The organism is Porphyromonas sp. oral taxon 279 str. F0450, assembly GCF_000292995.1.
In the GTDB taxonomy this organism is placed as follows: Bacteria; Bacteroidota; Bacteroidia; order Bacteroidales; family Porphyromonadaceae; genus Porphyromonas; species Porphyromonas pasteri.
The window spans coordinates 47,148-71,919 of record NZ_ALKJ01000021.1 but is presented as its reverse complement, the minus strand read 5'-3'; the positions used below and the strand labels follow the sequence as shown (position 1 = coordinate 71,919).

Sequence of the window (24,772 nt, the reverse complement as noted above, 5' to 3'; positions counted from 1 at the left end):
GAGTGTACGCGGTATTAGTCCGTCTTTCGACGGGTTATCCCCCTCTGTGAGGCAAGTTGCATACGCGTTACGCACCCGTGCGCCGGTCGCCATCAGTCTTAGCAAGCTAAGACCATGCTGCCCCTCGACTTGCATGTGTTAAGCCTATCGCTAGCGTTCATCCTGAGCCAGGATCAAACTCTTCATTGTCAATATTTTTATTGTACTTTGTTCTGTTTGTCTTGCTCTAAAAATGATTCTTGCTTCAGATTTATTAGTGTATCTCTACCTAAGTAAAGGTCGTAATTGACGGTTAGGTCTTCTTTTCCCTAAACGTTTGTTACTACACTTCTGTTTGTCAATATCAATTATCTCAAAGATCTCTTAAAGTCAAACACCCCGCGTCGCCGCAAGGCCGTTCGTTTCTTTTGCGAGTGCAAAGGTAGGAAAAATCACCCAAACTTCCAAATAAGCACGCAAATTCATGCGACGACAAGGCAATTTCCCGACCACTTCGCGCGCGTACATTATATATAATCATACCACGAAGCAGGTGAGATATTCTTCCTCCCAATACACTTCACCCCACACCTAAGCAGAGGACGGAGCATACACTGCGAGGCCTTCATCCACCGATCTCTACGGATAGGGATAGCGACCTATATTGGTCAGTGAGCCGACCTATATAGGTCCGCGTGACGACCTATACTGGTCTGAGAAGCAACCTATATAGGTCAACCCGACGACCTATATAGGTTCACACCACCCTCACATATAGATGCACCCGCAGACAAAAAGCAGGGAGCACACAGCACATCGGCTGTATGCTCCCTGCTTGTATAGGGTGGGACTTGGCTTCGCTTAGACGAGGTCTTGCCCAGGGCGGAGACGAAGCATCTCCTTGGGGACGGCTTGGCAGATCACCTCACTCAAGCGGTCGACGACGGTGTGACGCACATAGTCGCGGTGATGCACCAGCGTGACACAGCGCGCAGGACGAGGTAGCGCAAAGGGGCGAATAAGCTCGCTCTGCTCGGCACTCAGCGTCTTAGTCGCCAGCTCAGGTACAAACGTCACGCCATTGCCCTGCTCGACGAAATGCATAAAGGTCTCCAGACTCCCACGGCTGTAACTGAAGCGCTGATTGGGAGCATTCTTCAAGTGACAGAACTTCACGAGCTGGTCACGGAAGCAGTGCCCTTCGTCCAAGAGCCAAAGTTGGTAGCGTCCGACTTCGGCCGAGCGGATCGACGTCTCCTCAAAGAGCTCGGAGCGACGAGGCACATAGCCGAGGAATTCCTCGAAGAAGAGCTGACGATCGACAAGCAACTCATCTTCCGATGCTGAGGCGATCAGCGCGACATCGATCTGCCCCGAGAGCAGGCTGGCGACGCACTCGCTGGTCTTGAGCTCCGTGATCGTGATCTTCAGATCAGGAAGATGCTTGCGCAGCAGCGGCAGGACGAGTGGCAGGAGATAGGGTGCGATAGTCGGCAAGACACCGAGGCGAAGCGCCCCCGTGAGTGCCTCTTGCTCCTCGCGAATGACCTCCTTGACCTGTGCGACCTGCAGGAGGATGACAGCAGCTTGATCGAGAATGCGACGTCCGACTGCGGTCGGGATGATGGGCTGGTGGCTACGGTCAAAGATCTTGACCCCGAGTTCATCCTCGAGCTTCTGGATCATCGTGCTGAGCGTCGGCTGGGTGACTTGACAAAAGTCGGCGGCCCGCCCAAAGTGGCGGAACTTATCCAAGGCCTGTATATACTCGAGCTGCTGTATATTCATAAGAGACGGGATATTAGCGGGGAGCTATGCCCCCCTTGTCGTTTCCACAAAGATACAGATAAATCAGGGGGAGAAGGTCCACAATACACGGAAGCCTACCACCACTCATCAGAGAAGCAGCAAACAGCAAGATGAAATCATAAGCACTTTGGGGAGGAAATGAAAAGAGAGGTATCACACGCTACTGCGCCGCAATACCTCTCTTCTTCTTTGTGGTGCCACCAGGAATCGAACCGGGGACACAAGGATTTTCAGTCCTTTGCTCTACCAACTGAGCTATGGCACCATCATAAGTCTTAGCAACTCTAACAGCGGAAGCGACGAGATTCGAACTCGTGGTACGGTTGCCCGTACGGCAGTTTAGCAAACTGCTGGTTTCAGCCACTCACCCACACTTCCTTGTCGCTTCGTAGCTCTCGAATTGCAGTGCAAAGATAGTACACATCTTTCATACTACCAAATTTCCCCAACGATTGGGCGAAAGATCCCACTACAGATCGGCTGACATTCACCTTTGTTTCAATGCATAAAGCAACCCTATCCGTATAGTGCTATTCTTCGCGAGATGAGAAGAAAAGCTACCGAAGCCATAGACAGAGAAGATGCGTCGAGCGGTGGTATTCCTTGATCCAGGTACGTGGACATTAAATCCAGGCACGAGAATCGATAGGACCACGCGCGTAGATATTAGGACTACGCACGTGGATGAGCTTATTGGAGTAGAGGTCGGCGGGTTTATTCCGTAGTAGTCAAGACTTTTTCTCCCGAGGGGCGCAGCACGACTCTATACGAGGAAGGAGGGGGCATTCTCACTCCCCTATCCCTCTATCATATAGGTAGGAGAAGAGCGGGCAAAGGGCTTACTATCGGAGATAAGCACTTTTCTCTATCTTTGCCTGTGGCTCCCCGCTTAGAGAGCCCAATGAGATTTCGAATAATCGACCACCTCTAAAAAGAACTACAATGGAAAGCGGACAACAGCTGGACTGGAAGAACCTCGGGTTCGGCTACCACCCCACAGACTATAATGTACGTTGCTACTATCGCAATGGCCAGTGGGGCGAATGGGAAGTATCCTCCTCAGACATGATCACCATCCCCATGGCCTCGACCTGCCTTCACTACGGGCAGGAGTCCTTCGAAGGTCTGAAGGCCTTCCGCGGGAAGGATGGTAAGGTACGCGTCTTCCGCCCTGAGGAGAACGCCGCCCGCATGCAGCACACCAGCCGAGGCATCCTGATGCCCGAGCTGCCCACCGAGCGCTTCCTCGAAGCCCTCGATATGGTCCTCCACCTCAATAAGGACTTCATCCCCCCCTATGAGAGCGGCGCATCGCTCTATATCCGTCCCCTGATGATCGGGCTCGGTAAGCAGGTCGGCGTCAGCCCCGCGAGCGAATACATGTTCCTCATGTTCGTCACGCCCGTAGGTGCTTACTTCAAGTCGGGCTTCCGCCCCAGCCCCATGGCGATCATGCGTGGCTACGACCGTGCTGCACCCCTCGGGACTGGGCAGTACAAGGTCGGGGGGAACTATGCCGCCAGCCTTCGCTCGGGCGTCCTCGCCCACGACAAGGGCTACTCAGCCGTCATCTACCTCGATGCTAAGGAGAAGCTCTACATCGATGAGTGCGGGCCTGCGAACTTCTTCGGGATCCGTGGCAAGAGCTACATCACTCCTAAGAGCCCTTCGATCCTGCCCTCGATCACGAACAAGAGCCTCATGCAGCTGGCCGAAGATATGGGCCTCACGGTCGAATGCCGCCCCGTCCATGTCGAGGAGCTCGCTACCTTCGACGAAGCAGGTGCCTGCGGTACGGCAGCTGTCATCAGCCCGATCCTGCGCGTAGATGACCTCGACGAAGACAAGAGCTACGTCATCAGCAAGGACGGCAACCCTGGTCCTATCTGCACCGCCCTCTACGAACGCCTGAGAGCGATCCAGTACGGCGACTATCCCGACAACCACGGTTGGGTACGCCTCTACGAGGACCTCTAAGCTCGACGCACTCCACGCGTAAGCACATAAAAAGACCGCCCGAAGCTCTCAGCGTGCTTCGGGCGGTCTTCGTATATATCTACTAGATAGAGCGGGTTACTGGACCTCGTAGAGGTAGAACCACGCCTTATCAGCGTACTTCACGCTGGTGAGCTTGTAGTAGGTAGTACCTGCAGCGTCCGTCAGCGTCTCGACGGTGTAGGGCGCACGCGTAGCGAGGCGGCTCACCCAATACTCAGCAGCCGAGGCATACCAGTACCACCACGTCGACTCATTCCCGTCGCGAGCGATGATATCGACCTGCGTGGGGTCGCTGCCAACAGGGACGAAGTCCACCTCATAGGAGAGGCGCGTGTAGCTACCGTTGGTCTGCTCATAGATGGGCATCGTGAGGAAGCCAGCGACCTTCGTATCATTCCCCACAAGGCCTGCCGTCTGGTCGGCTGCGGTATTCACACCGAAGTAGGTGCGAGCCGACATGCGAGCCTTGCGATTGCGGTAGAGGGTATTATTGACACGCGTGAAGAAGGAGACTAAGTCATCCGCAGCCGAGTCGGCCTTGAAGTAAGCGACATAGCTCTTATTCACGAGATCAATAGGGAGCGAGACCACCGTCGTGGTGACATCCCCCTCGATAGAGGTGACGCTCGTGCCGTCACTGCTGAGGCGGAAGCCCGAGAGCGTGACCCCACCGATGGTGATCGGCTCGTAGAAGCGAAGGCCCTCGGTCGTGTAGGCAAAGGCCATCTTCTGCGTGGTCGTAGTCTCTCCGCTCGTGGATGTGTACTCCAGCTGGCGGTAGGTGGGATTCAGGCGGAAGGATACCGAGCCAGCCGTACCGATCGAGACGGGAGCAAAGTTCTTCCCCTGGAACTTCGTAGCCATGGCCTGCAGCGCTGCGATCTCTGTCGCAGGGTCTGTCGTCATCGGGACGAGGCTCATCTGATTGCGGTACTTGCGACCCTGCAGGAGGATGCTGTCGCCACGCTGCCCCATCAGGAGGAGCTCGAAGTCACCGCCACGCGCATTACGGAAGTACTCAGTAGAGGTGATGAAGTGGTGGAGGACATTGCTACGCGTATCGAAGGCAAGCGTCGGCATATCGATGTTCTTCACCGAATAGGTTGAGTTCGTAGAGGTCGTCGAGAGCTCGGAGAGCGCCGTGACACGACCGTCCTTGAACTGGACATACATCGAGTAGCCCCCGTAGGCACGCTTCGTGTCGGGGTAGTAAGTGAGGCGCCAGTAGCCATCGTGCCCCTCGAGCTTGGAGACCGTCTCACTGATCGCCTGCTGGGTGCGGACGGCTGCTCCGGGGAGCTTATCAAGGTCGCTGGAGCTGGTGCAAGAGCTCATCCAAAGGAGAGCGCCCGTAGCGAGGGCGAAGATCTTCGTATAGTTCATTGCTGTGTCGTGGATGAGGTCATTGTAGTGAAGTCCTGACGAGCGAAGTTGGGATAGCGAGCGTGCAGCTGAGCACGGAGCTTATCCATATCGAGCCCCCAGGTCGTGAGCATATAGTCCTTGATGATACGGATCTTCTCCTCGATGATGGAGCGACCCGAGCGGGTGCGTCCTGCGGGGATCACGTCAGCAGAGACGAGCTTGGCTTCCCACTCATCGGCACTGAGGATGACATAGTTCCCGAAGAGCTCAGCGAAGTCTTCATGAGGCTCCTGGCTGGCGTAGTTGGTGATGAAGCCATACTCGATGGACTTCTTCCCTTCACGCGTCCAGCCGGAGATCCAGTCGGCCTGACGGTAGTCGAGCGAGGTGATCTTGTCGAAGTCCGTCGTAGGCTCGACTCTCTGGTGGAAGGTATGCGCTGCCTCGTGGTACATCGTACGGAGGTAGACGTCCTTCAGGCGCTCGAGGTAGGTGGAGTTCTGTCCATCCAGCCAAGTCTTCCACTGATCATACTCTGCCTGCACGGAGGTATCGGTCTCCAGCACAGTCTTCAGACTATCCAGCGTATGGTAGTACTGCTTGAGCGAAGGGAAGTCGAAGCTATTGATGTTCATAAAGATGATCTTGACCCCATTGACCGTCGAAGCACGCGTATTCGAGTTGCTGGGCGGTGGGTTGTAGGCCAAGAGCCCCGTGAGCACGAAGGCCTGTGGCGTGAAGCGGCGTACAAAGTCCACCCCCATCACCTCAGTATAGGGCTCGAGGAAGAGGTACTTGAGGACGTTGACGAACTGGAGGCTGTTGTACTCGTTGGCGGGGGAGGTCACCCAGTTACGGCCGATCTCACTCTCGGTATAGCGATAGTAGATCTGGATGTTGTAGGGAGAGGTGACTTCACGCTCGATGTACTCGTCCATTGCCGTGCGGTTCGCAGAGGCATTGAGTACGGAGGTCGAGCTAATATCTGCATCCACTTTGCGGCAGCTGCCGAGGGCCATCGTGAGAGCAGCAAGGGCCCACAGGGAGGCTTTCCTTAGAGTCATATTCATAGTGTGGCGCGATGAGGCGAGCTTGAGGATTAGTTACTTGTGCGGGGAGTAGCTTCGAGGCCAGCGTTGCGGACGTTCTGCGGGATCTGGAAGGTCGTATGTTCATCGCCCGAGGTGAGGGTCTTAGCTACGGTGTACTTCGCGCGGTCCTTCGTGTCGTGGACGAAGCGGTAGACCTCGATGCCATAGCGGCGGATGTCGAACCAGCGCAGCCCTTCGTGAGCCGTAGCTACACGGCGGCACTGCAGGAGGTGGTGAAGGAGCATCTCCTGCTCTTCGCCCCCATCGAGGGTGAAGGAGGGATTCAGCTTCTTCTTCATCGTAGGAGCTGTGGCGGAGTTATAGTCCAGAGCCTTATAGAAGGCGATGATCTCATCCTTCGTGAAGGTATTCTTGGTCGTATTGAGGTAGGCAGCCGTCCACGTGTTGAGGTCGGTGACAGCAGCATCGTACTGCTTTTTGATGATCTCAGCTTCGGCACGTACCAGGAGGGTCTCTTCGGCGGTGAAGGGCACGACGAGCGTGCTACCCTTCTTACTTGCGTAGTAGGGATACTTCGACTGGTTGATGACGTCGCGGTAGTTGTACGAGGACGACACGAAGGGTACCTGCCAGTAGTCGGCCTGCGGTGTAGTGGAGCTGCGCCAGATATTCTCCCCGATGAAGACTTCTTCAGCCGTGCGGTGCGTCATAGAGAAGCGCTTCAGCTGAGCGTAGGAGAAGTAGTCGACCGCATTGGAGGCGACGGGCTGTAGGAGGAAGTTCGCCGTGACCGCCTCACGAGTGAAGAGCTTAGCGTAAGCATCCTCCGTCTTAGCACCGACGATGCTGGCGACCTGGAAGTCTGACCAGCGGCGGGGCGCCTTCCCGTCGAGCGCCTTCGTAGCGTGCTCGATCGCCTTGTCCCACTGCTCATAGAAGAGGTAGAAGCGAGCGGCGAACGCTTCGGCAGCGGCCTTATTGAAGTGGTAGGCCTTCTGCTTGTAGTAGCTATCCGAGATGAGGGGAAGCCCTTCGGTGAGGTCCTTGTCGATAGCCGCATAGACCTCAGCGACGGTGTTACGCGTGTACTGGGGGTTCAGCGTCACTTCAGGGGCCGTCATATAGGGGACGCCTAAGTCGGTGGAGCTGGTAGAGGTATTGTAGTGCTTACCGAAGAGGTTCACCAAGACGAAGTGCGAGTACGCACGAGCTACGAGCGCCTCACCCTTGTGGGGATTGAGCTCTGCACCTCCACCGAGCTTATTGATAGCCTCCAGCGCTGCATTGGCGTGCTGGATAGCGAGGTAGTGAGCACGCCACAGGGCACGCATACCATCGGACTGGTTGTACTCAGGGCCATCATTCCAGTAGACGAGGTCGTAGGTGAACTTCGTGAAGTTCGGGTTGTCCGTCCCGTAGTCATCGACATTATCCGTGGACATCTCGCAGGCGTAGGCGAAGGAGGTGATAGGATAAGCGTTGGAGAGTGCCAGGCGGATCTTCTCAGGAGTATCAAGCTGCACACGTTCGTCGGGTAGCTCATCGAGGAGCTTGTTGCAAGATCCGAGGACGAGGGGAGCCACGAGGGCCACGAGGGGCACGAAGAGTCTATTCATCATAATAGTATCTCGCTTAGAGTCCGACACGCAGGGTGAGGATGAGCTTCTTAGGAGCGGTGACCGAAGAGCTGTACATATAAGCAGGGTCATCGCCACGCAGACGAGCATCCGAGTAGAGGAGCATAAGGTTCTGAGCCTGCAGCTTCACCGCGAGGTTCTTCAGCGGCGTGCGGCGCAGGAGGGTCTTCGAGACCGTGTACTCCATAGAGATCTCCTTGAGGCGTACGTGGTCAGTGCTGACGATACGCGCCGTGGAGGCACTGTAGGCATAGAAGCCGTTGATGAGGTTGTCCGCTCCGTACTGGTCGAAGGCGTAGCTGGTGGGGATACGAGGGATATCCGTGTGGGCCTCGTCACCAGGCTTCTTCCAGCGCTGAGTCAGCTCACGTGGGAAGGCTGAGTAGTCATCCGTGTTGGAGATGCTACGCAGACGCGTCACAGCGCCGAACTCATAGTTGATATTCGCCGAGAGGGTGAAGTTCTTATAGCGGAAGGTATTGGTCAGCGTACCGACATCCGTTGGGTCAAGCGTACCGCTGTACTTGAGGAACTCGATATTGCTGCTCGAGAAGTTGAAGTCGCCGAGCGTCTCTACCCCACGCTCGTTGTAGAAGCGAGGCATACCTTCGTTCGTCAGACCGAGGAAGGGGATGGAGAAGACGGAGGAGAGCGGATAGCCTTCGTAGGAGAAGCCAGAGCCCGAGACCATCGTACGGACCGTGGGGCTACTCAGGAGCGAGGTGATCTTATTCGTCTTGTGGAGGTAAGAGAAGCCCGTCGTCCAGCTGAAGGTCTTCGTCTTGAAGTTCACCGTCGAGAGGGTGAACTGCAGACCCGAGGACTTCAGCTCCGCGACGTTACCATTCTTCTGTGCGACACCACCGAGCGACTGCGTGTAGATAGGACCGACGAGGTCATAGCTACGACGGCGGTAAGCATCGATCTCAGCTGAGATACGGCCCTTGAAGAGGCCGAAGCCGAGGCGTGCACCGTAGGTCATCGTCTTCTCGTAGGTCAAGTCGTGGTTAGCGAGTTCACTATACGCCAGAGCGATTTCCTTCGAGCTGGGACGCCAGGGGATATTGGGATAGATCTCCTCGAGGGAGTTGGTGACGGAGGGGTTGTCCGCGACAAGCCCGACGTAAGTCTTCAGGCGCATCGAGGAGAGCGGCTTCAGATGACGGAAGAAGTTCTCACGATCGACACCCCAAGTCAGCTCCACATTCCACGTGGGGAGCCAGCGGACATAGCGCGAGGGACCGAAGCGGTTGCTGGCGTCGAAGCGCAGCAGAGCGTCGATGGAGTAGCGGTCATCGTAGGTATAGCTGGCACGGGTGAGGAATCCGAGGTTGTTATTGACCTTGTTGCGGATGGTGTAGTAGTCCTTCCCCTGCTCATAGAGGCGCTGGATAGCGTCGGGGAGGTAGTAGGAGTGATAGCCCAGGTCGTAGAGGACACCGTAGTTGATGTTCCAGTTGTTCTGGACGTTCCCCTGATTGAGCTCCATACCCGCAGCAGCGAGGACGTTGTGCTTGCCGAAGGTCTGGTGATAGTCGAGGTCGAACTTGAAGCTATTCACATAGTTCTGTACGACGCGGCTCTCACGGATACCGCCCTCGGGGAGTACGGAGTAGGGAAGTGCGTAGGGGTCGTTGGGGTCGGTACGCAGGTTCTTATTGTTGTTACGTACGTTGGTCGTCTGCATGGCGCGCATGCTACGGGCCAAGACGGAGTGCTCGGTGTTATCGAGGAAGGTCACCGTATTGGTGTACTTGACGTCGGTGACGAAGGTTGCACGCAGCTGCTTGAGGATATCCCACGTAGCAGTACCCTGGATACCGAGATAACCCTGAGTGCGGGTGCGGCGGCTCTCACGGAGCTCGTCGAAGATATTGTAGGAGACGTAGTCCTTCGTATAGCTCTCTGTGGGGAGCAGTGCGCGGCTCGTCGTATTGGCGTACTTGACCGCTGAGGTAGCAGGCTCTTCGGAGGTATTGTACTCCCCGATGATATTCAGCCCGATCTTCAGCGTAGGCAGGAGCTTGTAGTCAGCACTCATACTACCCGAATAGGTATTGGCGCGGCTGCCGATGGTCCACCCTGGGTCGACGCGAGCGGTGAGCGAGGCGAAGAGGTTCGTCTTATTCGTTCCGCCGTTGAAGCTCAGCGTATGGTTGTGGACGATGGTATTGCGGTAGAGCTGCTTGAACCAGTTGGTATTCGCACGCTCAGCGGCGCGGAAGTAAGCCAGACGTGAGGCCTCATCGTTGGACAGACGGGGCTTACCCGATTCGTCAAGCTCGTTGAAGAGCTGGTACATGCGGCCGATGAGCCCCTGGTCCTTAGACGTCTCCAGCGTGTGGATCGGATACATACCCCCGTCGAGCAGGTCCTGGATGAGGGCCACGTGCTGCTGGGAGTTCATCACGTTCAGGTCGTTGTACGTGGGGATGGGGCGGTAGATATATTCCCCTCGATAGCTAAGGGAAGAGACACCAGCAGAGCCAGACTTCGTCGTGATCTCTACGACCCCAGCGATACCGCGTGGGCCGTAGCTCGAGGTCTCCGAAGAGGTGGTAAGGATACGTACCGAGGCGATATTCTCAGCACTCAGACCTGGCACGAGACCTGCGGCGACCTGCTTGGGGTCTGCCCCAGCGAAGGACTCCAGGCTACCGTAGTCGCTACCGAGGACGACGCCATTGAGCACCCACAGTGGGCGAGCCTTCCCCGTGATCGAGGTAGCCCCACGGCTCGAGGTCGAGAGGATCACATCGTCCTTCCCGTCGCCCGAGTGCGTAGCGGTGGTGTCGGCCTTAGGCTTCCCCTGCTCTGAGGCTTGCACTGGGAGCTCTACATCCACCTGTGGCTGATTCGCCACGATAGTCTTGAGGATCTTACCGTTGAGGATGAACTGAAGGGTCTGGCCCGACTCGAGCTCGATGACGTAGAGTCCTTGCTCGGTAGTTGTCATGCTGCGACCAGTCTCCTTTACGACGACTTGGACTTTAGGGAGCACCGCATTCGAAGCATTGGTGACGCGCCCTGTGACCAAGATTTTCTGCGCTGAGGCCATACCTCCACCCAGGAGGAGTGCAAGGGCCAACGCTGAGAGTCTTGTCTTCATATACTCTAGCTTTGATATCTATTTGTGATTACGAAGATAACATTTTTATGATACACAGGAGGGGTATCATACTGAATGACTTAATCATCTCTCAAGAGGCACTCCCCCGCACAAGCTATCCATCCTAAGCACAGATAGATAAGAAGAGAGGTCATCTCCCCGTTGCAGGGAGATGACCTCTTGTATTTTGGGCACTCTTGGGGACGCTTGTACTTCACGTCACCAGCGAGAGCTTTGTCCGAGTCGACGACTACTTCTTGCGGTTGCCGTAGCGGCTCATGAACTTGTCCACACGACCAGCCGTGTCGACGAGCTTAGCCTTACCAGTAAAGAAGGGGTGCGACGTGCTGGAGATTTCCACCTTGATCAGAGGGTACTCTACTCCGTCTACGACGATCGTTTCCTTAGCGGGCATCGTCGAGCGCGTGATGAAAATGTCTTCGTTAGACATGTCCTTAAATACTACAGGACGGTAGTTCTCAGGATGAATTCCTTTCTTCATTATCGTTATAACGTTATAATTTGTTCTACTTTATCGCTGCAGCCGAAGCTGCTGGGTTGGTAACCGTAGGAGCGCTAATGGACTGCAAATATAGACATAATTTATTGTATCTCCTACCCCACCCGCCCATAGCACAGTCAATTACCCCTCTAAAGACGCGTCTGGAGCCCACATTCATCACCCCGCTCACACCACCTCAATGAGGTGCACGACGAGCCACGGAGAAGGGCCACTCCATAATATAAAACTGCTGCATAGAGTCCGGCCCTCTATCTTAGAGTGCTAAGGCATCGCACGCCCAGTCCCACGATATCCCTCTCCGAAGAGATCAGGCAAGCCCTTCGCCTTATCGCGCGTATTCCTCTTATCCAGTGGAGGGAAAAGCATCGTTCTCGCGAAGAAAAAAGCACCTTCACGCAGTGGTTTTCCGCTGTCTATGTACGTAGTCTTAAAGACCAGGCACGTCAGTCCAAATATCCACGTACGTAGATATTAGAGCCACGTACGTAGTCCAAACTTATCTGCTACTCGTCCACTACTTTTTATCCATACGTGGAGCAACAACAAAATATAGGTCGTCATCATGACCTATATTGGTAGGCGCGTCAATCTATATAGGTCAGCTCAGCGACCAATATAGGTGCAGGAAACCACCGAATACGGAGTGGTATCACCATGCATCTGAGCAGGGTGCAATAGAGAATTATATACGCTATTTATATCGGTATATATGGCACAAATTGGAGGCTGTAAAAGGTTGCCCTACCTTTGCATCACAAATCGAGAGCACCCCCCGTGGTGCACTTCATCACACTTTCAAGAAATTCAGTTATAGATTATGTGTTACATCAACAGCCAGCTCCCCGAGTTCAAGGTTAACGCTTACCGCAAGGACAAGGGTTTCATCCAAGTTTCTAACGAAGACCTCAAGGGCAAGTGGAGCATCCTCTTCTTCTACCCTGGTGACTTCACCTTCGTTTGCCCCACCGAACTTGCTGACCTCGCAGACCACTATGCTGAGTTCCAGGCTCTCGGCGTAGATATCTACTCCGTCAGCACCGACTCTCACTTCGTCCACAAGGCATGGGCTGACGCTACCGATACGATCCGCAAGATCGAGTACACGATGCTCGCTGACATGACCTTCGAGCTGTCGGCTGCCCTCGGCGTCCTCGGCGAAGAGTCTGGTCAGGCCTACCGTGGCACCTTCCTCTTCAACCCCGGTGGCGAGCTGAAGATCGCTGAGATCCACGACAACGGTATCGGTCGTGACGCAAGCGAACTCCTCCGCAAGGTCAAGGCTGCTAAGTTCGTCTACGAACACCCAGGCCAGGTCTGCCCCGCTAAGTGGAAGGAAGGCGACGCTACGCTGACCCCCAGCATCGACCTCGTCGGTAAGCTCTAAGAAGCACCTCTACCCCCAGCCGAAGGTCTTACCTTCACGAAGGCAAGGGCTCAACACAAAACGGGGGAGGTAGAGTCTGCACGACTCTACCTCCCCCGTGCTTCATCTATACCATTATATACGTCCTCACTCATTCGACTTACTCTTATGCAGCTCGATCAGAATATCATCACTCAGCTTCAGGGTCTCTTCGCTAACCTGAAGCACCAGTATACCCTCGTCGTCGACAACGCAGGCGACGCCAAGAGCGAAGAGCTCGCCACGATGGCACGCGACTTCGCCAGCACCAGTCCCCAGATCTCCGCTGAGGTACGTCCCGCTGACGTCCTTCGCCTCAGCATCCTCCGTGATGGGCAGGCTACGGGCATCTCCTTCCGCGCTATCCCTGGCGGTCACGAGTTCACCTCCCTCATCCTCGCCGTCCTCAACGCTGACGGCCAGGGCAAGAACCTCCCCGAAGAGGTCTTCATCCGCCGTATCGCTGCGCTGAAGACGCCTCTGCGCCTCACGACCTACGCTTCGCTCAGCTGTACCAACTGCCCCGAAGTCGTCCAGGCGCTGAACGTCATGGCACTCTACAACGAAGACCTCGAGCACGAGATGGTCGACGGCGCACTCTTCCAGGACGAAGTGAACGCCCGCAACATCAGCTCTGTCCCCGCCGTCTACGCTGGCGACACGCTCGTACATATCGGTAAGGCTTCCCTCGGTGACCTCCTCGCCGCCCTCGAAGAGAAGATCGGCGCCGAGCCCGTCTCCGCTGAGCCTATCCGCCGTAGCTATGACCTCATCGTCGTCGGTGGCGGTCCATCGGGTATCGCTTCGGCTATCTACTCCGCACGTAAGGGTCTCCATGTCGCCGTCGTCGCTGAGCGCATCGGTGGTCAGGTGAACGAGACTACGGGTATCGAAAACATCCCCTCCGTCAGCGCCACCACGGGTACGCAGCTCGCTGCTGACCTGCGCAAGCATGCGGAGATCTATCATATCGACCTCCTCGACAACCGCCGCGTCGAAGCCGTCATCGATGGTGAGACGAAGCTGGTGAAGACGAACCTCGGCGAAGAGCTCTCCGCCGCTCAGGTCATCCTCGCCACGGGTGCCTCTTGGCGTAAGCTCGGCGTCCCTGGCGAAGCCGAATATATCGGTCGTGGTGTCGCCTTCTGCCCCCACTGTGATGGTCCCTTCTTCAAGGACAAGGACATCGCTGTCATCGGCGGTGGGAACTCCGGTATCGAGGCAGCTATCGACCTGGCTGGTATCTGCCGCAGCGTCGTCGTCCTCGAGTATATGGACACCCTGCGTGCCGACATCGTCCTGCAGGAGAAGCTCGCTACGCTGCCCAACGTCACCGTACGCAAGGCCGTAGCTACGAAGGCCGTCCTCGGTGATGGCACGAAGGTCACGGGCCTCACCATCGCTCCACGTGATGGCGGCGACGAAGAGACGATCGCCCTCGATGGCCTCTTCGTACAGATCGGTCTCGCGGCTAACACCAAGCCCTTCGAGGAGCTGGTCGAGCTGCGCCGTGGCGAGATCGTCATCGACGAGCGCTGCCGTACCTCTGTCCCCGGCATCTATGCTGCTGGTGACTGCACGACGGTGCCCTATAAGCAGATCGTCATCGCTATGGGCGAAGGCGCAAAGGCTGCACTGACCGCCTTTGACGACCGCATCCGCTCGGCGAAGTAACCCCACCCTATCTTTAGTCCATAATGCCGCAGGCCCTCGCTCTCTGGAGCGGGGGCCTGCACTGCTTTTGGGGGGATCTACAAGTCCTTTTCAAAAAATTTACGCTGCGATTAAACGCGCCCTCCAGCTCGTACTCTAAGAGAGAAAGCGAACTCAAGAATACAGCATTTATGAATAGACTCCGTAGCCGCTCCATCATCGGCCTTATGAGCCTCCTGCTCTTGCTGCTTGGCCTGCCTGCAGGCCTGCGCGCTCAGGACTCATTATACACGATCACGGGCCGTGTCCTCGACGAAAAGAGTGAAGCACTCCTCGGCGCCAGCGTGAGCCTCCTCCAGAGTGACGGTAAGCTCAAGACGGGTGCCATCACCGCCAAGGATGGCGCCTTCCGCCTCAAGGGAATCGCCGGTGGGAGCTACACGCTACGCGTCTCCTTCGTCGGGTACAAGACCCACACCACCCCCATCCGTCTCGAGAAGCAGTCTCTCACGCTGCCCACCATCACCCTCCAAGCTGAGGGTGAAGTCCTCGAAGGTGTGAAGGTCGTCGGGAAGACCAGCGACGTCGTCATCAAGGGCGACACGATCGAATTCCACGCTGGCAACTTCACCACGAACCAAGGGGCGGTCGTCGCTGACCTCATCAAGAAGCTCCCTGGAGCCAGCATCGATGAGAATGGCAATATCACCATCAACGGGAAGACCGTCAAGCAGATCATGGTCGACGGCAAGCGCTTCTTCGAGGGTGACCCGAAGGTAGCAGCCAACAACCTCCCCGCCGAAGTCGTCGAGAAGGTACAGGTCCTCGACCGCGATAGTGAGTCCGCCCGCCTCTCAGGCTTCTCCGACGGCAATGAAGAGACCGTCATCAACCTCACCATCAAGGCGGGGAAGAAGAAGGGACTCTTCGGTACGGCCTACGCTGGTGCTGGTACGAGCAAGCGCTACGAAGCGAACCTAACCCTCAGCCGCTTCGCTGACGACAATCAGTTCTCCATCATCGGAAGTCTCAACAATACGAACAACGCTGGCTTCACCGACATCAGCCAAGACGGCAATCAGCTCGGCTTCATGATGGGTATGGGCGCTGGTCGCCGTGGCAACAGAGGTGGTGGCGGTATGCCCCGCCGTGATGCCAACGGTATCCTGACCTCGAGAATGCTCGGCGGCAACCTCAATCAGACGCTCTCCTCGAAGCTCCAGCTCAATGCCAACGCCCTCGGCGGTCGCAATACCACCAATAAGATCACGGACAGCTGGCAGCAGAACTACCTCTCCACGGGCTCGACGACGGAGACGGGGAAGAGCACGGAGCGTAGTGACAAGGACTCCTACGGAGCGAACATCCGTATGGAGTGGAAGCCCGACAGCCTGACGGAGATCATCGTCTCCCCCGAGCTCCGCTACGGCCGCAGTCAAGGCACCTACACCTCCACGACGAAGACCCTCGAGGATGCTACGAGCACGCTGATCAACTCCAGCGATCTCACGCAGAACACCCTACAGAAGAATATCAACGGGACACTGCGCCTCGATGGTAGCCGTCGCCTAAGTACCGCAGGGCGTACCCTCACGCTCTCCACGCGCTTCGGTATCGAAGATGAGACGGGCGAGGGGAAGTACCTCTACAACCTCTTCGACCGCACCTCGACGACGAATCAGTCCGTCGACCAGCGCATCGACAGCCGTACGCGTAGCACCAGTTATCAGGCACGCCTCGGCTGGGTAGAGCCTCTCGGCAAGGGCTACTTCACGCAGCTCACCTACCAGATCAAGGGCTCACAGAGCAATAGCTCACGCGACGCCTTCGACCCCGACGCTACGGGAGCCTACACGGTGCACAATGCGACGTACAGCAATGAATTCCGCTCAGAGTACCTCACGCATCAGGCAGGTATCGCACTGAAGAAAAAGGGCAAGACCTACGATGTGACCGCTGGGGTCAACCTCGAGTCATCGAGCATCAGCAGCCACTCCGTCGTCGGTGGTATCACGGCTACGCCTATCTCCCGCACGACGCTGAACTTCTCCCCTACCCTGCGTATGAGCTACAAGCCTCAGCGTGGCACGGAGCTTCGCCTCGACTACTTCGGCCGTAGCTTTGCTCCTACCAACGAGCAGCTCGCCCCCGTACAGGATGTGACGAATCCCCTCATCTCCTACGTCGGGAATCAGGATCTGCTCCCAGGCTTCCAGCACAACCTCTTCGGGCGCTTCAGCAAGTACTGGACGAAGACGCAGACGTCGCTCTCCGTCTTCGGTCGTGCTCAGGTCGTACAGAATGATATCATCCAGCGCTCACTCTACGACGTCACGACGGGTAAGCGCACCATCGACTATACCAACGTAGACGGCAATGCCTCGGTAGGTATCGGTGGCTTCCTCACGCAGACCCTCCCTGGGAAGAAGTTCTCCATCCGCGTAGCTTCCTTCAACGACCTGGCTCGCAGCAACACCCATATCAATGGTGACAAGAACCGTAGCCTCTCCCTCCGCCTGCGTGAGGAGCTCGGTCTGAACTACCGCGTCACGGGCATCGATATGACCCTCAAGGGAGGCTTCGGCTACTACAACGCCTCCAACACGCTGGAATCAGCCGTCACTCCCGCGACGAAGGACTACTCGCTCGGCTATACGACCAATATCACCCTACCGCTGGGCTTTGCCTTCGAGGGTGAAGCAACCTACACCACCTCACGTGGCTACGCCGCTGGCTACAATCAGGATCAAGTCCTGCTGAACGCAGGTCTCTCCTATAGCTTCCTCGCTGGGAAGAAGGCGACCATCCGCCTCAAGGGCTACGACCTCTTGAATAGCCGCCGCAGCATCTACCAGAGCATCACGGCGATGTCCAGCACCATCGAAGAGTCCAACACGCTCGGCCGCTACGCTATGCTCCACTTTATCTACCGCTTCGACAGCTTCAGCGGTGGTGGTAGCAAGAGCGACATGAAGCGTCAGGGGCCTCCAGGACCACCCCCATTCTAAGAAAGGAGTAGTGTATTAGAGCGTGTATTTTCAGTGTATATGCAAGTGTGTGTGATGTGTGGCGGTGAGACTTCGGTCTCATCGCCACATTTCTTTGCCACGCACCTCGATAGTGAAGCGAGCTACACTATATGAGTACGTGGGTAGAGCTATATAGCTTTGGACTGATTCCGTATAGCTTTGTGAAGTGACCTCTATTAGGCCGTTGCTCCGCGTAGGGATAAAACTTATGGACGAGTGGCAGAAAAGTTTGGGCTACGTACGTAGCTCTAATATCTACGTACGTGGATATTTGGATTTACGTGCCTGGTCTTTAAGACTACGTGCGTAGACAGAGGGAAGCACTACGTGAAGGCGCTTTTTTCTTCGCAAGAACAGCACTTTTCCCTCCGCTGAATAAGAGGAATACGCGCGATAAAGCGAAGGGCTTGTGTATCACTTCGGAGAGGCATATCGGGGGCTGAGCACGCGATGCCTTAGCACTCGAAATAGCGAACAGGACTCGTGGCAACAGTCTCTATATGAGGGAGAGGTATAAACCACTATGGGGTTGGTGGTTCATACTACCCCCTCTTACGGACGACGCTTCTGCAGGCAGAGAAGCGCCCCATCTAACGGGGAAGGAATAGGCACTATGAAGGGGCAAGCAAGGGCTTCTTCTTGCAAGCACGCCCCCAGTTGCTTGGACTAAGATTTGTACCTTTGTAGCCAAATAGATACATAGTAATTACCGATGACCTCCTCGTCTACGTCTTCGGCCCTCACGCCGCTCGGCGCTCAGGTCCGACTTCTCCTCCTGCGCTTCCTCCTCTCCTTCGTCATTTATAGCATCTGTCGAGGGATATTCTGCCTATACAATCAGGATCTCTTAGAGATCGACTCGGCTGGGCAGCTCGCCCTGATGTTCTGGGGCGGTCTACGCTTCGACCTCAGCGCTATCGTCTACACGAGCCTACTGCTGACGACGCTAAGCCTCCTGCCCCTGCCACAGGCCTACAGCCGTGGCTACCAGCGTATGCTGACGGGGCTCTATCGCATCGTCACGAGTCTGGCTATCATACTGAACCTCGGCGACGTCGTCTACTACCGCTTCACGCTGAAGCGTACGACGCTGGCGGTCTTCGAAGAATTCGGAGATGAGAATCCATTCCAGTTCCTCCGCTTCTTCGTGGACTATTGGGGGATAACGCTCTTAGGGATCGGACTTATCATTCTCTTCTGTATCATCGAGGGGAAGTTCCCCCGTCCTAAGCAGCGCCCCACGGGCCGTATGTGGGCCTTCTACCTCACGTCACTGATCCTCCTCGGCGGGAGCATCTACCTCTCCATCGTCGCTGGGCGCGGTGGCTTCACCAGTGAGACCCGCCCCATCACACTGAGCAATGCGAACATCTATATACGCCGTCCTCAGCAGCGTGCGCTGGTGCTGAATACCCCATTCAGCCTCATCCGCACCATCGGCAAGTCAAGCCTGCCAGAGTACCAATACATGCCCTTCACGGAGGTGCCGAAGTACTTCAACTCCGTCTACACCCCTGGCTCGACACCTGTCTCAGGGAAGTACAAGGGGCGCAATGTCGTCCTCATCATCTGGGAGAGCTTCGCACGAGAATGGGTCGGCGGGCTCAACCAAGATATCCCAGGTTACCAAGGCTTCACGCCCTTCATCGACTCGCTGATGCAGCGCTCCTATGTCTTCGCCAACGGCTACTCGAATAGTCAGAAGTCCATCGATGCGATGCCTGCGATCTTCGCCTCGGTCCTCAAGCCCCACGTCCCCTTCGTCCTATCGATCTACTCGGGGAACAACATCACGGCTCTACCCGCACGCCTCGACTCGATGGGCTACTCGACGGCCTTTTTCCACGGTGCACCAAACGGCTCTATGGGCTTCAATGCCTTCGTAATGCAGGCAGGCGTCAAGGAATACTATGGTAAGACGGAGTACGCCAATGATGCTGACTACGACGGCAACTGGGGTATCTGGGATGAGAAGTTCCTCCAGTACGTAGCTCGCCAGATCGGCTCGCTTCGTCAGCCCTTCTTCGCGGCAGAGTTCACGCTCTCCTCGCACCACCCCTTCCGTGTGCCCGAGGAGTATCAGAAGGTCTTACCCAAGGGTACGATCCCGATGCACCAGGCCGTAGCCTACACGGATATGGCGCTGCGGAAGTTCTTCGAGACGGCGAGCAAGCAGCCTTGGTATGACAATACCCTCTTCGTGATCGTCGCTGACCACGCCGTACCAGGTGCGCTGCCCCAGTACAAGAACTCGACGGGTGCCTTCCGTATCCCTATCATCATCTTCGACCCACGAGGCGAACTCGTCGGCCGCGATACAGAGCACCTCGCCTCCCAAGCCGACCTACTCCCCACGATCCTCGACCTCGTCGGGGATGATAAGCCGATGGTGACCTTCGGTGGTAACCCCTTCGACACGATGCGCCCCCGCTTCGTCGTGCAGGATATGGATGGCATCTACCAAATGATCGAGGGAGACTACGCCCTGCACTTCGATGGGCAGAAGGTGACCGCCCTCTACAACCTCAAGACCGATCCCCAGCAGCTCCACAACATCAAGGACCAGCCGGGGACGCCTCTCCCCTCGATGCTTCTCCGCCTGAAGGCCTACCTCCAGGACTACGCTTGGCGTATGAAGTACAACAAGCTCACCGAGCTCCACCCTCAGCGATAACGCCCGTAACAAACCCAATGCAAGACAAGATAAGAGACCTCACCCAAGGCGACCTCTCGAGCCACCTCTACCGCATCGCCCTGCCGATCATGGGGACGAGCTTCGTGCAGATCGCCTACAACATCACCGATATGATTTGGCTGGGGCGACTAAGCTCGCAGGCCTTAGCAGCGGTGGGTGCGGCCTCCGTCTTCCTCTGGATAGCTGCCTCCTTCGCACTCATCAATAAGATCGGGAGCGAAGTGACGATCTCGCAGGGTATCGGTGCTGGTCATCGTGACGAAGCCAAGAACTATGCCTCGCAGAACGTCTGCATGAGCCTCCTCCTGAGCGTGGGGATGCTGGCGATCTACCTGCTCTTTGCAGGCAATCTCCTGGACCTCTATGCGCTCATCCCGAGCGTACGGGCCGAGGGCTTGAGCTACCTCTACCTCTCGCTCGTAGGCTTCCCCAGCATCTACCTCACCGCCTCCTTCACGGGTATCTACAATGCTATTGGCGATAGCCGTACGCCCTTCCGTATCTCCATCCTCGGGCTGGCGACGAATATGCTCCTTGACCCGCTCTTCATCTTCACCCTCGGCTGGGGTGTGTCGGGTGCGGCACTGGCTACCGTCGTGAGCCAAGGCTTAGTGCTCCTGCTCTTCCTCTATCAGGTGAAGCGTGACAAGCTCTTCGGGGGCTTCCCCTTCCTTGTCCGACTGCACTGGACTCAGATACGACGCATCCTACAGATAGGTGTACCGCCGGCCTCGCTGCAGATTCTCTTCGCTTTCGTCAGCATCTACATCGGTCGTCAGGTATCCACTCTCGGTGGGCATATCGGCGTAGCGACGATGACGACGGGTGCACAGATCGAGTCGCTGACGTGGAACACCGCCTCGGGCGTCACCGAAGCCCTGACGACTATCGTCGGGCAGAACTTCGCCGCAGGCAAGCTCCGCCGCGTCTATACGGCCTTCTGCCGAGCCCTGAGCTTCACGCTCATCATCGGCGTACTGGGTACCTTCCTCTTTGTCTTCTGGGGTGAAGAGATCTTCTCCCTCATCGTCCCCGAGGAAGCTGCCTACAAAGCAGGTGCGGTCTACCTCGGTATCGTCGGACTCTCACAGGCCTTCATGATGCTGGAGATCACTGCCGAAGGGCTCTTCTACGGGCTCGGACGCACCTACCTCCCCGCAGCGGTCAGCATCGTCGGCACGTACCTACGCATCCCGATGGTCCTGCTCTTCGCCTCGTGGGGCTGGGGTATCCGAGCTGTCTGGTGGGCGATCTCCATCTCCTCGATACTCAAGGGGCTCACTATGCTCTACTTCTTCCTACGCTGGAGACACCGCACTCGGGAGGAGCGGAGACAGCAGGGCCTCGCATAGCTAAGCCATCCTATATATCAACCAGTATTCAATTCTAACTTATTCCTCTCATGAACCCTCTTTTCTTCGCACAGATACTACCAGCTGACTCGGCTGCAGGCTCGGAGCTCAAGGAAGCTATCGGTGCTGCCACGCAGCCCCTCAACCTTGACATCAAGCATTGGTTCAGCCGGAGCATGCTCGAGGAGTGGCTCAATGCTGGTATCAACTTCGGGCTGCGCGTCATCCTCGTGCTCGTCCTCTTCTGGCTCGGTAAGGTCGTCATCACCCGCCTGAAGAAGATCTTCAACGGGATCCTCCGCCGCCGCAGTATCGAGGGAGTAGCCGTCTCACTCCTTGACTCGGTCTTCACTGCGATACTGTACATCGCCCTCTTCCTCTTCTTGGCGGGTGTGCTCGGCGTAAAGTCCGTATCCTTCGCTGCCGTCCTGGCCTCTATGGGTCTGGCTGTCGGTATGGCTCTCAGTGGCCAGCTGCAGAATCTGGCTGGTGGGGTCATCATCATCGTCACCAAGCCCTTCAAGCTCGGCGACTTCATCTCGTCGCAGGGTACTGATGGCACGGTCAAGGCCGTCCGTCTCTTCCACACCGAGGTACTGACGCCCGACAACAAGACCGCCTTCATCCCCAACAGCCTCCTCAGCAGCAACAGCGTCGTCAACTACTCGCACGAGAATACCCGCCGTGTCGACTGGACCATCGGTATCGAGTACAACGAGGACATCGACCGCGCTCGCAACCTCCTGCGCAGCATCATCGAGTCCGACTCACGCATCCTCAAGACCCCCGACTACACCATCGCTCTGCTCTCTCTCGGTGCGAGTAGCGTGAACATTGTCATCCGTGCTTGGACGGCAAACGAGAACTACTGGGACGTCTTCTTCGATATCAACGAGCGTATCTATAAGGAGTTCAATGCCGCTGGCATCGGCTTCCCCTTCCCACAGCTCACCGTCCATCAGGCGAAGTAATCGCCCTCCCCTCGGATCCATCCAAATCCCCAGCAGTGGATCATCTCCATCACCCGCTGCTGAGGGTGGAGGCGACCCACTCTCTATATCCTCTATATCCCCTCTATCGCTCCATCTATGTCCTTCAAGCTCACCTCACGCTTCCGCCCCACGGGGGACCAACCGCAGGCCATTGACGAACTCGTCCACGGCTTCGAGGCGGGTGTTCCCTTTCAGACGCTCCTCGGGGTCACAGGCTCGGGGAAGACGTTCACCGCTGCCAACGTCATCGCCCGCCTCGGCAAGCCCACACTGGTGCTTAGCCACAATAAGACCCTCGCAGCACAGCTCTATGCGGAGTTCAAGGCGTTCTTCCCCGACAATGCCGTCGAGTACTTCGTCTCGTACTACGACTACTACCAGCCCGAGGCCTACATAGCCGCCTCCGATACCTATATCGAGAAGGACATGGCTATCAACGCCGAGATCGAGAAGCTCCGTCTACGCGCCACGGCTTCCCTCCTCTCGGGGCGTGAGGATGTCATCGTCATCTCCTCCGTCTCGTGCCTCTATGGTATGGCGGATCCCAAGGCCTTCGAGGAGAAGATCCTGCGCCTACAAGAGGGACAGCGCTACAGTCAGGAGCAGCTCAAGCGTGACCTGGTCCTCAATCACTACGTCAACGACCGCCTGACCTTCACCCCGGGCTACTTCCGTGTCAAGGGCGACACCATCGATATCTTCCCCTCCATCGAAGGCTTCGACGGTGTGGCGTACCGCGTGACCTTCTGGGATGATGAGATCGAGCGCATCGCTTCCTTCGACCCACAGAGCGGTAGAGAATACGGGCCGATGACGCGCCTCGTCGTCCACCCTGCCAACCTCTTCGTCACGACGCAGGAGCAGGTCAACTCCGCCGTCGGGCAGATCGACGTCGACCTCGGTCAGCGCGTGCAGGAGCTGGAGGAAGAAGGCCGTGCCTTCGAAGCCAAGCGCCTCTACGAGCGTACCACCTATGATCTGGAGATGATCCGCGAGCTGGGCTACTGCTCGGGGATCGAGAACTACTCCCGCTACTTCGATGGTCGCCAGCCTGGTGAGCGCCCCTTTTGCCTCCTCGACTACTTCCCGAATGACTTCCTCCTCATCATCGACGAGAGCCACGTGACCGTGCCACAGATCCATGCGATGTATGGTGGTGACCGCTCGCGTAAGACGAGCCTCGTGGAGTACGGCTTCCGCCTGCCCGCTGCGCTGGACAATAGACCGCTGAAGTTCGAGGAGTTCGACGACCTCACCCCACGCATCCTCTATATCAGCGCGACGCCCGCCGAATACGAGCTCACCAAGAGTGAAGGTGTCGTCGTCGAGCAGCTCATCCGCCCCACGGGCCTTCTCGATCCGCCTATTGAGGTACGCCCCACACTTCATCAGGTCGATGATCTCGAGCATGAGATACAGATCTCCATCGAGCGAGGTGAGCGCGTGCTCGTCACTACGCTCACCAAGCGCATGGCCGAGGAGCTCTCCGAGTACCTCATCAAGCACGGCGTCTCATGTAGCTACATCCATAGCGACGTCGACACGCTGACACGTGTGCAGATCATGGAGGACCTGCGTAAGGGCGTCTATGACGTGCTCATCGGTGTGAACCTCCTGCGTGAAGGTCTTGACCTACCCGAGGTAGCCCTCGTCGCCGTCCTCGATGCCGACAAGGAAGGCTTCCTGCGTAGCCACCGCTCGCTCACGCAGACGGCAGGGCGTGCCGCGCGAAACGTCAACGGCCGTGTCATCTTCTACGCCGACCACATCACCGAGAGTATGCGCCTGACGATGGACGAGACCGCCCGCCGCCGTGCCAAGCAGATCGCTTACAACGAGGCCAACGGCATCACACCCCAGCAGATCGTCAAGAATAGCTCCTCTGCCTTCCCCGACAAGAAGGGTGCCGACGAAGCCATTCCCTACATCGAGGCTTCGCCCGAGGCTGCTGTCGAAGACCCCATCGAGCAGTTCCTATCGCTCGACCAGCTCCGCGAGCTCGCCGAGACGAAGCGCAGCGAGATGATGGCCGCCGCGAAGGAACTCAACTTCGTCGATGCCGCCCGCCTGCGCAACGAGCTACAGCGCCTCGAGGAGAAGATTCGTCTACTGCAGTAGCCCTCCCCTATCCCCCCAAAAGCACTCCGCCCCGCTATGCTCACTCGTTGGTGAGACAT

At 56.9% G+C, this 24,772-nt stretch carries 14 protein-coding genes, 2 tRNA genes and 1 rRNA gene; 8 read left to right on the top strand and 9 right to left on the bottom strand.

Features of this window, described 5'->3' with window-relative positions; all coding sequences use genetic code 11:
* The 4 genes from HMPREF1323_RS06260 to HMPREF1323_RS06245 all read right to left on the bottom strand — a co-directional run.
* Positions 1-189 (bottom strand): 16S ribosomal RNA (locus HMPREF1323_RS06260); the annotation flags it as partial.
* A 651-nt stretch (positions 190-840) separates the two neighbouring features.
* Positions 841-1,767, bottom strand: coding sequence for a LysR substrate-binding domain-containing protein (locus tag HMPREF1323_RS06255; protein ID WP_009433256.1), 927 nt, complete (start codon positions 1,765-1,767; stop codon positions 841-843).
* A 213-nt stretch (positions 1,768-1,980) separates the two neighbouring features.
* Positions 1,981-2,053, bottom strand: a tRNA-Phe gene (locus HMPREF1323_RS06250).
* 26 nt (positions 2,054-2,079) lie between these two features.
* Positions 2,080-2,166, bottom strand: a tRNA-Ser gene (locus HMPREF1323_RS06245).
* A gap of 564 nt (positions 2,167-2,730) precedes the next feature.
* On the opposite strand from HMPREF1323_RS06245, the gene HMPREF1323_RS06240 reads away from it, so the two are divergent.
* Positions 2,731-3,765 carry a branched-chain amino acid aminotransferase gene (locus HMPREF1323_RS06240; RefSeq protein ID WP_009433246.1) on the top strand — a complete coding sequence of 345 codons (1,035 nt, stop codon included), beginning with the start codon at positions 2,731-2,733 and terminating at the stop codon, positions 3,763-3,765.
* A 96-nt stretch (positions 3,766-3,861) separates the two neighbouring features.
* Here HMPREF1323_RS06240 and HMPREF1323_RS06235 read toward each other — a convergent pair whose 3' ends face one another.
* From HMPREF1323_RS06235 to HMPREF1323_RS06215, 5 genes are all read right to left on the bottom strand, one after another.
* Positions 3,862-5,169 (bottom strand): DUF4302 domain-containing protein, encoded by a 1,308-nt coding sequence (locus HMPREF1323_RS06235; protein WP_009433245.1) that lies wholly within the window; start codon positions 5,167-5,169, stop codon positions 3,862-3,864.
* Positions 5,166-6,215, bottom strand: a complete 1,050-nt coding sequence (locus tag HMPREF1323_RS06230) for a substrate import-associated zinc metallohydrolase lipoprotein (RefSeq protein WP_198004375.1) — start codon at positions 6,213-6,215, stop codon at positions 5,166-5,168. Before HMPREF1323_RS06230 ends, HMPREF1323_RS06235 begins: the two co-directional genes overlap by 4 nt.
* Positions 6,216-6,250: 35 nt before the next feature.
* Positions 6,251-7,822: a RagB/SusD family nutrient uptake outer membrane protein gene (locus HMPREF1323_RS06225; protein ID WP_009433275.1), complete on the bottom strand. Its 1,572-nt coding sequence runs from the start codon at positions 7,820-7,822 to the stop codon at positions 6,251-6,253.
* A gap of 13 nt (positions 7,823-7,835) precedes the next feature.
* Positions 7,836-10,949 carry a carboxypeptidase-like regulatory domain-containing protein gene (locus tag HMPREF1323_RS06220; protein WP_009433265.1) on the bottom strand — a complete coding sequence of 1,038 codons (3,114 nt, stop codon included), beginning with the start codon at positions 10,947-10,949 and terminating at the stop codon, positions 7,836-7,838.
* Between the two features lie 250 nt (positions 10,950-11,199).
* On the bottom strand, positions 11,200-11,451 hold the full coding sequence (locus tag HMPREF1323_RS06215; RefSeq protein WP_009433247.1) for a type B 50S ribosomal protein L31: 252 nt from the start codon (positions 11,449-11,451) through the stop codon (positions 11,200-11,202).
* Positions 11,452-12,289: 838 nt separating this feature from the next.
* On the opposite strand from HMPREF1323_RS06215, the gene ahpC reads away from it, so the two are divergent.
* From ahpC to uvrB, 7 genes are all read left to right on the top strand, one after another.
* Entirely contained in the window at positions 12,290-12,856 is a 567-nt protein-coding gene (gene ahpC / locus HMPREF1323_RS06210) for an alkyl hydroperoxide reductase subunit C (RefSeq protein WP_009433242.1), read from the top strand.
* A 147-nt stretch (positions 12,857-13,003) separates the two neighbouring features.
* Positions 13,004-14,548 (top strand): alkyl hydroperoxide reductase subunit F, encoded by a 1,545-nt coding sequence (gene ahpF, locus HMPREF1323_RS06205; RefSeq protein ID WP_009433279.1) that lies wholly within the window; start codon positions 13,004-13,006, stop codon positions 14,546-14,548.
* A 170-nt stretch (positions 14,549-14,718) separates the two neighbouring features.
* A complete protein-coding gene (locus HMPREF1323_RS06200; protein WP_009433266.1) occupies positions 14,719-17,535 on the top strand; it encodes a TonB-dependent receptor in 2,817 nt (938 codons plus the stop codon).
* 733 nt (positions 17,536-18,268) lie between these two features.
* Positions 18,269-20,230 (top strand): LTA synthase family protein, encoded by a 1,962-nt coding sequence (locus HMPREF1323_RS06195; RefSeq protein WP_009433249.1) that lies wholly within the window; start codon positions 18,269-18,271, stop codon positions 20,228-20,230.
* A gap of 17 nt (positions 20,231-20,247) precedes the next feature.
* Positions 20,248-21,603: an MATE family efflux transporter gene (locus HMPREF1323_RS06190; RefSeq protein ID WP_009433253.1), complete on the top strand. Its 1,356-nt coding sequence runs from the start codon at positions 20,248-20,250 to the stop codon at positions 21,601-21,603.
* Between the two features lie 50 nt (positions 21,604-21,653).
* Positions 21,654-22,574, top strand: coding sequence for a mechanosensitive ion channel family protein (locus HMPREF1323_RS06185; RefSeq protein WP_009433283.1), 921 nt, complete (start codon positions 21,654-21,656; stop codon positions 22,572-22,574).
* Between the two features lie 117 nt (positions 22,575-22,691).
* Entirely contained in the window at positions 22,692-24,713 is a 2,022-nt protein-coding gene (gene uvrB, locus HMPREF1323_RS06180; RefSeq protein ID WP_009433248.1) for an excinuclease ABC subunit UvrB, read from the top strand.
* The last annotated feature ends 59 nt before the right edge of the window (positions 24,714-24,772 follow it).